The sequence below is a fragment of the Streptomyces sp. BK208 genome, assembly GCF_004364245.1.
Taxonomy (GTDB): Bacteria; Actinomycetota; Actinomycetes; order Streptomycetales; family Streptomycetaceae; genus Streptomyces.
Map to the genome: position 1 here is coordinate 242544 of NZ_SOAV01000002.1, position 12205 is coordinate 254748.

A 12205-nucleotide genomic window follows, 5' to 3' on the forward strand; every position below is an offset into this window, starting at 1 on the left:
ATGCCGCTCACCACCGACGACTACGACAACGGCTCGGACCTCGCCAAGTACACCGACTCCCTGATCGCCACCAAGGCCTCCCGCGAGCCGGACTGGGGCACCCTCTCCTTCCAGGAGAAGGCCGGCCCGCAGTTCAAGCGGGCGCAGATCCGCTACGTCGGCTCCGGCGCCACTGGCAACCACGACGACGACGGCCGCATCCTGCCCTCCGGCGGCTTCACCTTCTCCAACATGCTGCTGCCGCCCGGCGCCGAGGGCCCCGCCCACACCCACCACGACGTGGAGGAGGCCTTCTTCGTCCTGGAGGGCCAGGTCCGCGTCGGCATCCACCGCGGCCCCGACGAGACCGAGTACCGCACCCTCGGCTACCGCGACATGATCGTGGTGCCCGCCGGGGTGACCCGCTCGCTCAAGAACGAGGGCGACACCGACGCGCTGTTCTGCGTGATCATCGGCACGCAGAAGCCCCAGGTCCCGACCTACCCCGAGTACTCCCCGCTGTACGGCGTCACCCGTGACTGACCCGGCCACCGGGCGCCGCACGGTCGTCGTCACCGGTGCGGGCCGTGGCCTGGGGGAGGCCATGGCCCGCCGGGCGGCGGCCGACGGGTACCGCGTCGTCGTCGCCGAGCTGAACGAGGAGTGGGGCTCCCGTACGGCGGCGGCGATCCGCGAGACGGGCGGCGCGGCCGACTTCGTCCCGCTGGACGTCGCCGACCCCGCCTCCGTCGAGGCCCTCGCCGACCGTCTCGGCTCCGACGGGAGCGTGTACGGCCTGGTCAACAACGCGGCGCTGGCCAACGGCGTCGGCGGCCGGGAGTTCCAGGACATCGACGTCGCCACCTGGGACCGGCTGATGACCGTCAACGCGCGCGGCCCCTGGCTCGTCGCAAAACACCTGCTGCCCCTGATGTCCGACCCCGGACGGATCGTCAACATCGCCTCCGACGCGGCCCTCTACGGCTCCCCGCGCCTCGCGCACTACATCGCCTCCAAGGGCGCCGTCGTCGCCCTCACCCGGGCGATGGCCCGCGAACTGGGCGGCCGGGGCATCACCGTCAACGCGGTGGCGCCGGGCCTGACGGAGGTCGAGGCGACCGAGACGGTGCCGGCCGAGCGGCACGCCCTGTACGCGGCGAACCGCGCGATCGCCCGGCCGCAGCACCCCGACGACCTGGTGGGCCTCGTCTCCTTCCTGCTCGGCGAGGAGTCCCGCTACCTCACCGGGCAGGTCGTCGCCGTCAACGGCGGCTTCACCATGCACTGACACCCCGCCCCACCCGCACCTCCCTCTGCAAGGAGTACCCATGGACCTCGGCCTCGCCGACCGCACCGTCCTGGTCACCGGCGGCAGCTCCGGCGTCGGCCTGGCCACGGTCCGCGCCCTGCTCGGCGAAGGCGCCCGCGTGGCCACCTGCGGCCGGGACGCCGACCGGCTCGCCAAGGCCGCCGCCTCCCTCGGCGCCGGCCCCGAGCGCCTGTACACCGGCGTCTGCGACGTCCGGGACGCCGCCGCCGTACGGGACTTCACCGAGCGCGCCGCCGACCGCCTCGGCGGCCGGCTCGACGGGCTCGTCAACAACGCCGGCCAGTCGCGGATGAAGAGCCTCGACGAGACGACCGGCGACGACTGGCGCGACGAGCTGGAGCTGAAGTTCGCGGGCGTCCTGAACCCCCTCGCCGCCGCCCGCGCCCACCTGCGCGCCTCCGACGCCGCCGCGATCGTCAACGTCAACGCCGTCCTCGCCAAGCAGCCCGAGACCCGGCTCATCACCACCAGCGCCGCCCGGGCCGGCATCCTCAACCTCTCCACCTCCCTGGCCCGCGAACTCGCCCCCGAGGGCATCCGCGTCAACTCCGTCTGCCTCGGCCTGGTCGACACCGGCCAGTGGACCCGCCGCCACGCGGCCGCCGACAGCGGCCTCACCTACGAGGACTGGCAGGCGGAGATCGCCGCCGACCGGGGCATCGCGCTGGGCCGCCTCGGCCGCGCCGAGGAGGTCGCCTACGCGATCGTCTCGCTGCTCTCGCCGCGCGCCTCCTACATCACCGGAACCAGCATCGACGTCTGCGGCGGAGTCGGCCGCGGCATCCTCTGAGGAGTTCGCATGCGTTACGACCACGGTGGCGGACTCCTGGCCGCCCACCTCAAGTCCCTCGGCGTCGACACCGTCTTCGGCATCGTCTCCGTGCACAACCTGCCGCTGGTGGAGGCCGTCGAGGCCGACCCCGGGCTGCGGTTCGTGCCGGTGCGGCACGAGGCGAGCGCCGTCAACGCCGCCGACGCCTACGGCCGGGCCCGCGGCACCCTCGGCTGCGCCCTCACCTCCACCGGCACCGGCGCCGGCAACGCGGCGGGCTCCCTGATCGAGGCCCTGTCCTCGGGGTCCCCCGTGCTGCACGTCACCGGGCAGGTGGAGTCCGCCCACCTCGGCAGCGGACGCGGCTTCATCCACGAGACCAAGGACCAGCTCGGCATGCTGACCGCGGTCTCCGCGTACGCCGCCACCGTCACCTCCGCCCGGGACGCGGGCCGCGTCCTGCGCGAGGCCTCCGCCGCCGCGCTCGCCCTCCCGGGCGGCCCCGCGAGCGTGGAGTGGCCGATCGACCTCCAGTACGCCGTCCAGGAGGACGACGGCGAGACCGTGCCCGTCGCCGTGCCCCCGGTGCCGGACGCCTCCGCACTCGCCGCGGCGCGCGACCTGCTCGCCTCCGCCCGGCGCCCGCTGATCTGGGCGGGCGGCGGGGCCAACACCGCCCGCGACCAGCTCCTCGCGCTGCTGGAGACGACCGGCGCGGGCCTGCTCACCTCCAACTCCGGGCGGGGCGCCGTACCCGAGGACCACACGCAGGTCGTCGGCAACTTCGCCACCACGCCCGCCGGACGCGCGCTCCTCGCCGACGCGGACGTCCTGGTCACCGTCGGCACCCACTTCCGGTCCAACGAGACCGCCGACTACGGGCTCCGCCTCCCCGAGGCGCACATCCAGATCGACGTCGACGCCGCCGCCCTCGGCCGGGTGTACCCGGCCCGGCACGCCCTGCACGGCGACTCCCGCGCCGTCCTGCCGCGCCTCACCGAGGCCGCCGTACGGGCCGACACCGACTGGACGGACCGGGTCCGCCGGGTGCGCGACGAGGTGCGGGCCGCCCTGCACGACGGCATCGGCCCGCAGGCCGCGATCTGCGACGCCCTCGCCGCCGCGCTGCCGCGCGGCAGCGTCGTCGCCCGGGACGTGACCATCCCGTCCTCGTCCTGGGGCAACCGCCTGCTGCCCATGCACGATCCCCGGGCCAACGTCTTCCCGCGCGGCGGCGGCATCGGCCAGGGCCTCGCCATGGGCATCGGCGCGGCCCTCGCCCGCCCCGGCGAGCCCACCGTCGTGATCGCGGGCGACGGCGGACTCGCCGTCCACCTGGGCGAACTGCTCACCCTCGCCCAGGAACGGCCCCGCCTGACCCTGATCGTCTTCAACGACGGCGGCTACGGCGTCCTGCGCAACATGCAGGCCACGTACACCGAACGCCGCTCCGGCGTCGACCTGTTCACCCCCGACTTCGCCCAGCTCGCCGCCGCCTGCGCCCTCCCGTACGCACGCATCGGCGACGCGAGCGAGGCCGCCAAGGTGATCGACGCCGCCGTCGCCTCCGACGGGCCGACCCTCGTCGAGGTCGACCTGGCCGCGCTCGGCCCGATGAAGAACCCGTTCACCCCGCCCGTCAAGATCCCCGCCCGGTAGGGAGGCCCGCCGACATGAGCAGCACCGAAGCCGCCGAAGAGCAGGAACTGGACCTCCTCGTCCACCGCACCACCTGGGAGGCCGAGGGCGTCCTCTCCGTCGAGCTGGTCCACCCGGACGGCAAGCCGCTGCCCTCCTGGACACCGGGCGCCCACCTGGACCTGCACGTCGGCGGCCACGTCCGCCAGTACAGCCTGTGCGGCGACCCCGAGGACACCGGGAGGTACCGGCTCGGCGTCCTCAACGAGCCCGCCTCGCGCGGCGGTTCGCGGCACGTGCACACCAGGCTGCGGCCCGGCCAGACTGTGCGGGTGGCCGGGCCGCGCAACCACTTCGCCCTCGAACCGGCCGCCTCCTACGTCTTCGTCGCCGGCGGCATCGGCATCACCCCGATCCTCGCCATGGCCCGCCGGGCGGAGCGGGACGGCGTCCCGTACCGGCTGGTGCACGGCGGGCGGACCCGCGCCTCGATGGCCTTCGGCGGCGAACTCGCCGCGCTCGGCGGCGAGGTGACCCTCGTACCGCAGGACGAGCGGGGGCACATCGACGTGGCGGGCACCCTCGCGGACCTCCCGGCCGACGCGCTGGTGTACTGCTGCGGCCCCGAACCGCTGCTCAAGGCCGTCGAACAGGCGGCGCCCGAGGGGCGGCTGCGCACCGAGCGGTTCGCCGCACCCGCCGTGACCCGCGAGGACGACGACGGCGCCTTCGACGTCGAGTGCCGCGCCTCGGGCGTGACCCTGCGCGTGGACGCCGGGACCTCCGTCCTGGAGGCCGCCGAGAACGCCGGGCTCACCGTCGCCTCCTCCTGCCGGGACGGCATCTGCGGCTCCTGCGAGACCCGCGTCCTGGCCGGCACCCCCGACCACCGCGACTTCCTGCTCAGCGACGCCGAGCGGGCCGCCGGCGAGACGATGATGATCTGCGTCTCGCGCTGCGCCTCGGACCGCCTCGTGCTGGACCTCTGACCCCCTCACGCCTTCGATGGAGAACGCCGTGCCCGAGACCTGGCCCTACCTGGACCCCCACCAGACCCGCGACCACGAGCCCACCCCGTACGAGCTGAAGCTCGCCCGCACGCTCGAGGACATCTTCACCAAGGACGGTCACGAACTGGCCGACGTGATCGACGGACTCAACACCCGCCAGCTGCGCACGCCGACCGGCGAGCCCTGGACCGAGGAGTCCTTCCGTGCCGAGATGAACCGCCTGGGAGCCTGACATGACCCTCTCCACCCACGACAGCGCCGACCACATCTACGCCCACGGCCTGCGCAACCAGTGGCACCCCGTCGTACCGTCCGACTTCGTCGCACCCGGCGACATGCGCCGGGTGACCGCACTCGGAGAGAACTGGCTGCTCTTCCGCAAGTCCGACGGCGGCCTGTCCATGCTCGCCGACCGCTGCCCGCACCGCGGCGCGCCCCTCTCCCTCGGCAAGCACCTGGGCGACCGGGTGGCCTGCTGGTACCACGGCGTCGAGGTCGACGGCACGGGCACCGTCACCTCGGTGCCCGGACTGCCCGGCTGCAGCCTGGAGGGCAAGACCCTCGTCACCTCGCTGCCGGTGCGCGAGGTCGGCGGCGCGATCCTCGCCTGGTTCGGCGACGAGGAGCACCCCGAGCCGGTGGAACTCACCCTGCCCGAACCGCTGGCCGACGAGGAGATCTCCGCCTTCCTCTGCTACGCGGAGTGGGACGTGCCGTGGCGGTACGCCATGGAGAACCTGCTCGACCCGATGCACGGTGCGTTCCTGCACTCCGAGTCGCACACCATGTTCGCCGGGGACACCACCGCCAAGTTCCGCATCCGCGAGACGCAGCGGGGCTACTTCTTCGAGAAGACCGACCAGCGGGGCGTCAACTTCGACTGGGTCGAGCTGTGCCACACCGGCGTCGACTGGGTGGACCTGTCCATCCCCTACCCGCCGTCGGCGGGCCCCGGCGGCCCGTTCGGCATCGTCGGCATGGCCTGCCCGGTGGACGCGGGACGCACCGGCGTCTTCTTCTGGCGCTACCGGAAGGTGAGCGACTGGCAGCGGGACACCTGGCGGTTCCTGTACAAGACGCTCATCGAGGCCCGCCACTGGGAGGTCCTGGAGCAGGACCGCGTGATGCTGGAGAACATGCCCGCGGACGCCGACCAGCGCGAGAACCTCTACCAGCACGACCTGGGCGTGGTCCGGCTGCGCCGGCTGTACCGGGCCCGGGCGGAACAGCAGTCGAAGGCTCCGGCCGCCGCTCAGCCCGCGTCGGCGCGCTGATCCGGGACGTCGTCGGAATCCACGATCGAGCGTTCCAGCTTCGACAGCAGACGGCCCAGTTGACGGTGCTCGGCGGGCGAGAGCCCGCCGAGCATCCGGCGTTCGTTCTCCAGGTGCTCGCTGAACACCTCGTCCACCTTGGCCAGGCCCGCCTCGGTGAGCCGCGAGTACACCACGCGCCGGTCCTCGGCGTCCCGCTCGCGCACCAGCAGGCCGTCCTTCTCCAGCCGGTCCAGGCGCAGTGTCACCCCCGCCGAGGAGACCAGCCCGGAGGCCGCGAGCTGCCCGGCGGTCAGCCGGTACGGGGCCCCGGCCCGGCGCAGCGCGGTCAGCACGTCGAACCCGGCGACGGACAGCCCGTGTTCGTCGAGCCGCGAGGTCATCCGCGACTGGTACTGCAGATACGACCGGTGCAGCCGGGCCAGCACCTCCAGCGGGGAGGTGTCCAGCTCGGGCCGCTCACGGGCCCAGTCCCCGACGATCCCCGCCACCGCGTCCGGCCGCTTCGCCGCCCTGCCCTGCGCCATGTCTTCCCCTCGCGGCGTACGTTCAGATACAGAAATCTTAGCCCTAAGGGAAAAGCTGGCCCCGGCTCCGGCCCTTCAACGGCCGCCCCCGCGTCCCGCGGCGGTCAGGGTGAGGCGGATCGTCACGACGCGGGGCGACCGGATCAGGCCGCTCAGAGGGCGGGGCGGAGCAAGGGTGGGGCAAGGACGAACTGCATGTGTCGGTGCCTCTCTCTCTGATCGCTGTGATCGATGCGGCTCCTGAGGGAACGGCGCCCGCTGCTCCGGGAAGCAAGGCCGTGAAACGGGGGGCGGTCGCTGGGGCGAGCCCGTGAGTCGGGGGATGCAGGTGCATATTCCGCAGGTCAGCGACCGTTCCTATGACGCTGGCCCGGAGTTTGCAGGCATGAGGCGTCCGGGGGAATGGCCTTTCAGGCCTGGACCCGCTCGCCACTCATATGGCCCCGACACCCATTTGATCATCTGTGACCGAGCAGTTCTGCAACCGAGGGGTCATAGTCCGAAAGATGGCAACAACCCATCGCATGCAGTGCTCGGCAGGTGAGCCACCCCATCTCAAGACGTCTCAAAGACTCTGGGTGCAGTCAGTGGATTTCTTCTAGTCTCCTGTATCTCAACGGAACTTGATGCCTGGGAGATTTGCGTTGTCTTCCGCACCGCCACCACCTCAGAACAGCCCGAACCCAGGGCCAGGCCCGACGGCCGGCGCGGGGTGGGGGCCACCAGCCTCCCCTCCACGTCAGTCACGCTTGCGCCAGTTCCGGAACTGGTTCACAGGCCTGAGCGAAGCAGGCAAGGTCGGTCTCATTGCCGCGCTCGTCACGACCGTCGGCAGTGGGGTCTTCGGCTTGATCGCCGCCGGCATTCCCCTATTCGGCGACGGCGGTAGGGACGGTAAGCCAGAGGCTGCAGCTGAGTCGTCGGAACACGCTTCCCAGGAGACGCACAGTACGACGCCGTCAGCCAGCGCCACTCCGTCGGAGATCCAGCCCGCTGGGTCTGATGCACCGGGGAGTCCAGCTCCGAGTGCGACGCTGAGTCCCGACTCGGACGCGATCCAGTACACAGGGACCGTTCGCATCGCGTATGCGGGACCGGACCTCGACGTCGTCCCTCCGAGAATCGATGAGAACGACAACGACGTCCACTTGGGACTCGTCGAACCGCCGCGCATTTCGACTGGCTTGTCCAGCTCGGCGCTGGCGCTGTGGTCAGACTCGACCATGCCCAGCAGACAGCAGTGTTCCGACCTGATCTCCACCCAGACCATTGACCCGGTGGAGGTGAAGAAGGGAACGATTCTCTGTCTTCGGACAGATGCCGGACGCATCGCCGTTCTCACAGTCACGGCGACGAGCAATGGCTTCAATGCCGGTGAAATGGCGCAGGTGACGGTGTGGTCAAGGATTGACGATTGACAGGCCTCGTGGCGCCCCGCAAGACGGCTTCGTCGCAGGACCCGGGGCTTCCAGCGCTGTGATCTGTTCCCACGTCCTTCGGCCGCCTCCGGCGACATGCCGGACTCGATCCGGAGGTCGGTCGGCGCCCCGGTCAGGGCCGCCAGGTCACCCGGTGCTCGCCGAGGTGCGCCAGCACCGCGTGGTTGGCCTCCCATCCGTCCGGGAACTTCACCAGCGTGCCCAGCTGGACCGGTTCCGTGGACGGGTAGTCGTCCAGCAGCTCGCCCACGCCCTCGCGGCAGACCACGATGCACGCGTGCCGGTGCCGGGAGGCCAGGACGCACAGGCGGCCGGTCTCCAGGTGGAAGGCGGTGGCGTCGGGACGGCCGGAGAGGGGGTGCAGGACGACCGTGACGTCGTACTCGCGGCCCTGGAGACGGTTCGCCGTGTCGACCGTCACGTCGCTCACCCCGAGGTCGGCCAGCGCCGCACGGACCGCCGCCGCCTGGTCCCGGTGCGCGGTGCCGACGGCGACGCGCGCGGCGGTCAGCGGGGCGGGCTCCGGTGAGCGTTCGGACGTCGCCCGGCCCTCCCGGTCGAGGAGACGCCGGACCACCGCCGCCACCGCCCGCACCGCCTCCGGGTCGGTGCGCGGGGTGTGCCGCGCGGGCAGCTCCAGCAGCCCCCAGCCGCAGGACGCGGCCTCGTCGATCACCCGGTCGGGGCCCGAGCCGTCCGACGGCACCGCGAAGGCCAGGCTCCGGTCGCCGTGGCCGGTGCCGCTGCGGAACGGCGTGTACGGGTAGAAGGCGTCGGAGACCAGCCGGGCCGCCGACGCCGGAAGCCGCCAGGAGACCGGCAGGCGGTGCTGGGGCAGGTCCGGGTTGTGGGCGAGCAGTGTCGTGACCGCCGAGGACGACGGGTCGTAGGCCAGGCCCGCCCACTGCTCGCTGCCGACCGTCGCGAACGGGTCCAGCTGACCGGGGTCGCCCACGAACAGCGCCCGCTCGAAGAGCCCGGCGACCGCGAGCAGGGAGTCCGAGCGCATCTGGTACGCCTCGTCGACGATCGCGTGCCGCCACGGCTCGTCCACCGAGACGTGCGCCCACTTCGCCGCCGTCGAGAGCACGACGGCCAGCCCGGCGAGGTCGGCGGCCTTAGCCGACTTGCGGACGTTGTCCAGCGCGTCGAGCGCCTTGTCGTACGGGTCGGCGTCGCTGCTGTGCAGACGGCCCACCGGGAGGTCCGGGTTCTTCTCGGCCAGGCGCAGCACCAGGTCGTCGACCTGGGCGTTGGTCTGCGCGACCACCATCAGGGGGCGGCCCGCCTCGGCCAGTTCCAGCGCGGCCCGCACCACGAGCGTGGACTTGCCGGCCCCGGGCGGGGAGTCGACGACGACACCGCGCTGCGTGCCGTGCAGGGTGTCGTGGAGGATCGCCGCGGTGGCGCGGGCCGCCTCCGCGCCCGGGTCGAAGGCCGGGGGAGCGGAGACGGCGAGGGTCTCGGCGGTCACAGCACGTCCTCCTCGGTCTGGGCGTCGGCGGCCTCCGGCACGGCCGCCGCCTCACCGGGCGGCCCGCCGTGCGTCCACGGGGTCTGCTCGGGGTCGGGGAGCTTCGCTCCGCCCCGCTGCTCGTGCTCGAAGAGCGTGAAGCAGACCAGGTCGCCCTTCTCGGGCACCGACCCGGCCTCGGGCTCCTTGCCGCGGCCCATCTTGTCCAGGATCCGCAGGACCAGCGTGCCGTCGTCCCGCTCGGCGCGCTCCCCGTGCCCGCCGCCGGGGGCGTCCGCGCCCGCCGGTCCGACGTACTCGGCCGCCTGCGGCCTGCCGCCCAGCGAGCGGTAGACCTTCACCCGCTCGCCCAGGTGCGGGCGGTCGTCCGTGCGTACCGTCACCAGCGGGCGCGGACTGGGCCGCTTGCTCTCGCTGTACGCCATGACCACGTCGACCACCTCGCCCGCGAACGCCTCCCCGGCCAGCCGCCGCCCGGCCATCACCAGCGGATCGTCCAGCGCCTCCTGGGCCTCCAGTCGGGCCTGCTCGCGCTCGCGCGTGGCCAGCTTGTTCGCCGCCGTCACCGCGTCGTCGCGGCGCGGCTGCGGGGGCTCGCCGGCCAGGACCCGGTCGCGGTGGGAGGTGAACGACCAGCGGTCGCGGGTCCAGCGCTCCTCGGTGTGCGCCCCCTCGGGCAGCTCCCGCAGCAGGTCGAGACCCCGCCACACCGCGTCCCAGGTGGGCCGGGTACGGCTCTCGACCAGGGCGCGGATCTCCCGCTCGGCGGCCGTGAGCGCGCCCAGCCGGCCGTCGGCCTGCACGCCGTCCTCGGCGGCGGCCAGCGCGGCACGGGCGCGGTCGTAGCGCTCGATGGCGGGGGCGAGCAGCTTGTTGTCGAAGGCCGGGTCGGTCGCCGGGCCCGCGGGCGGGCACAGCAGCTGGCCGTCGGCGTCACGGGCCAGCTCGGCGCGGCGGGCCGCCTCGGCGCCGGACAGGCCCGTGCCGTCCGGCGCGATCCACGCCAGCAGGGCGCCCAGGTGCTGGTCCTCCAGCGTGGACTGCCCGGTCGCCCAGTGCCGGCCCAGCAGGTCGGTCACGGCGAGCAGCAGCGAGGAGCCGGGCACGCGGGCACGCTCGCCGAAGTGGGTCAGCCAGCGGCCGAGCAGCGGCACCCGCGGCGGCGCGGGGTGCGGGGTCTCGGGGTCCTGCTCCGCCGTACGCCGAAAGCGCATGGACCGGCCGAGCAGCCGTACGAAGTCGATGCCCGCGCGGCTCGGCACGACGAGCTGCGCGGCGTCCGCGCACAGGTCGACCTCGACCTTGACCCGCTTGCCCGTCTCCGGGTCGGTCTCGGTGCGCTCGGCGGCCTCGACGCTCTCCGCGTACGCCTCGACGTACGGCAGCACGATGTCCGCCAGCTCGGCGAGGAACGCGAAGCGCAGGTCGCGGTCGCGGGGCTGCGGCACGACCAGCAGGTGCAGTGCGTCGCGGTCGGTGCCGACCAGCGCGCCGAGCGGGGCCCCGGCCTCACCGGCGGTGATCAGCGGGACGAAGACCAGCGGGCGGTCGGACAGGTGCCGGTGCCGGACGGTGGCGGCGGGCTGGGCCCGGCCCGAGTGCACGGCCTCCAGCCGGGCGAGCGTGGTGATCAGCGACATGCGGACACCTCGCCGTCCCCGGCGCCCGCCGCGGCGCCGGGGCGGGCGCCGGCCGTCGCGAGTGCCTCCGCGCGCAGCCGGGCCGCCCGGCGCAGCGCGGCCACCGCCGGGTCGTCCGGGTCGCCGGTCTCGCCGCGGGCCGCGGCCAGCACCTCCTCGACCGTGGAGAGACCGCCCAGCTCGGCCCGCACCGGACGCCCCAGGGAGGTCACCGCACCGGCCTCCCGGGACCGGGCGCGGCAGTGGAAGGCCAGCTCGCACGTGGACAGGCACTCGGGCGCGTACGCCGCCGGGACCGCGTCGACCGAGGCCGTCAGCTCCTCGGCCGGCAGCCCGGGGGAGAAGCAGACGCCCTCGGGGAGCGCGTCGGTGATCTCCTCGATGCGGGTCAGCCGGGCCAGCTGGCGGTCGGTCACGGCACGCTGCTTGCGCACGTCGACGGCGGACGCGGTGGGCAGGTTGGAGAAGTCCTTGGGACAGACCAGCAGGACGCGGTGGCGCACGCGCGGGGCGGGGGCGAGCCGGGCGGCGACCTGCTCCAGGGCCAGCACGTACACGGCGGCCTGCCGCGCGGCGGCGCCCACCTTCGCCGCGTCGGCCGAGCCGTCCAGCAGGGGGAACGACTTGATCTCCACGACCGTCCAGCTGCCGTCCGGATGCACCACCACGGCGTCCGGCTCCAGGAACGCCGGTGACCCGGCGACGTCGAGGGCGAGCATCGGATGGTCGAGCAGCGTCCAGGCGCCGGGCGTGCCGGTGGCCGCCTCGCGCAGCGCCAGCGCCGTCCGCGCGGTGCGCCCCTCGGGCCCGGCCGCGGACAGATCGGGCACGTGCACCGGGGCCTCGGCGGGCGGCACGGCACCCCGGTCCAGCTTCTCGTGCGCGAGGCGCAGCAGCTCGGCGCCGCCGTCCGCCTTCACCTTGGCCTCGAAGGCGTTGCCCCGGGTCAGGGCGAACTGCGACTGCCCGAAGGCCGCCGGTGAGCCCAGCGCACTCGCCAGCGAGCCCTTGTCCACCCCGGCGCCGTCGAGGACCGCGCGCCGACGGCATCCCGGGTTGGCGGCGAGGGCGGCCAGGGCGCGTGCGTCCAGCGCCTTGGCCGGTACGTCGGGACCGCGCAGC

The 12205-nt window shown here is 73.6% G+C and carries 12 protein-coding genes; 8 read left to right on the forward strand and 4 right to left on the reverse strand.

Annotated features, from left to right (window positions below; genetic code table 11):
• Genes EV562_RS05705 through EV562_RS05735 form a run of 7 tightly spaced genes read left to right on the forward strand, consistent with a single transcriptional unit; the run spans position 1 to position 6003 of the window.
• Positions 1-522 (forward strand): cupin domain-containing protein, encoded by a 522-nt coding sequence (locus tag EV562_RS05705; RefSeq protein ID WP_133885563.1) that lies wholly within the window; start codon positions 1-3, stop codon positions 520-522.
• Entirely contained in the window at positions 515-1267 is a 753-nt protein-coding gene (locus EV562_RS05710) for an SDR family oxidoreductase (RefSeq protein ID WP_133885564.1), read from the forward strand. The genes EV562_RS05705 and EV562_RS05710 overlap by 8 nt, the downstream gene beginning before the upstream one ends.
• Before the next feature lie 40 nt (positions 1268-1307).
• Positions 1308-2099, forward strand: a complete 792-nt coding sequence (locus tag EV562_RS05715) for an SDR family oxidoreductase (RefSeq protein WP_133885565.1) — start codon at positions 1308-1310, stop codon at positions 2097-2099.
• Positions 2100-2108: 9 nt separating this feature from the next.
• Complete coding sequence (locus tag EV562_RS05720) at positions 2109-3740, forward strand: thiamine pyrophosphate-binding protein (RefSeq protein WP_133885566.1); 1632 nt, start codon at positions 2109-2111, stop codon at positions 3738-3740.
• 14 nt (positions 3741-3754) lie between these two features.
• Positions 3755-4708, forward strand: a complete 954-nt coding sequence (locus EV562_RS05725) for a PDR/VanB family oxidoreductase (protein WP_133885567.1) — start codon at positions 3755-3757, stop codon at positions 4706-4708.
• A 28-nt stretch (positions 4709-4736) separates the two neighbouring features.
• A complete protein-coding gene (locus tag EV562_RS05730) occupies positions 4737-4961 on the forward strand; it encodes a recombinase-like helix-turn-helix domain-containing protein (RefSeq protein WP_133885568.1) in 225 nt (74 codons plus the stop codon).
• 1 nt (position 4962) lies between these two features.
• Entirely contained in the window at positions 4963-6003 is a 1041-nt protein-coding gene (locus tag EV562_RS05735; RefSeq protein ID WP_133885569.1) for an aromatic ring-hydroxylating dioxygenase subunit alpha, read from the forward strand.
• Here the strand turns inward: EV562_RS05735 and EV562_RS05740 are convergent.
• The gene (locus tag EV562_RS05740; protein WP_133885570.1) at positions 5982-6530 is read right to left on the reverse strand and encodes a MarR family transcriptional regulator; all 549 of its coding nucleotides are present in this window, start codon (positions 6528-6530) and stop codon (positions 5982-5984) included. The genes EV562_RS05735 and EV562_RS05740 overlap by 22 nt on opposite strands.
• Before the next feature lie 749 nt (positions 6531-7279).
• Between EV562_RS05740 and EV562_RS05745 the strand changes: the two genes are divergently transcribed.
• Positions 7280-7948 carry a hypothetical protein gene (locus EV562_RS05745; RefSeq protein WP_133885571.1) on the forward strand — a complete coding sequence of 223 codons (669 nt, stop codon included), beginning with the start codon at positions 7280-7282 and terminating at the stop codon, positions 7946-7948.
• 133 nt (positions 7949-8081) lie between these two features.
• On the opposite strand, the gene EV562_RS05750 is transcribed toward EV562_RS05745, so the two are convergent.
• From EV562_RS05750 to EV562_RS05760, 3 genes are read right to left on the reverse strand one after another with little or no spacing between them, the layout of a single operon-like run.
• The gene (locus tag EV562_RS05750; RefSeq protein ID WP_133885572.1) at positions 8082-9443 is read right to left on the reverse strand and encodes an AAA family ATPase; all 1362 of its coding nucleotides are present in this window, start codon (positions 9441-9443) and stop codon (positions 8082-8084) included.
• The gene (locus EV562_RS05755; RefSeq protein ID WP_166661605.1) at positions 9440-11083 is read right to left on the reverse strand and encodes a hypothetical protein; all 1644 of its coding nucleotides are present in this window, start codon (positions 11081-11083) and stop codon (positions 9440-9442) included. Before EV562_RS05755 ends, EV562_RS05750 begins: the two co-directional genes overlap by 4 nt.
• Positions 11074-12204: a hypothetical protein gene (locus tag EV562_RS05760; protein WP_166661656.1), complete on the reverse strand. Its 1131-nt coding sequence runs from the start codon at positions 12202-12204 to the stop codon at positions 11074-11076. Before EV562_RS05760 ends, EV562_RS05755 begins: the two co-directional genes overlap by 10 nt.
• Position 12205: the final 1 nt, after the last annotated feature.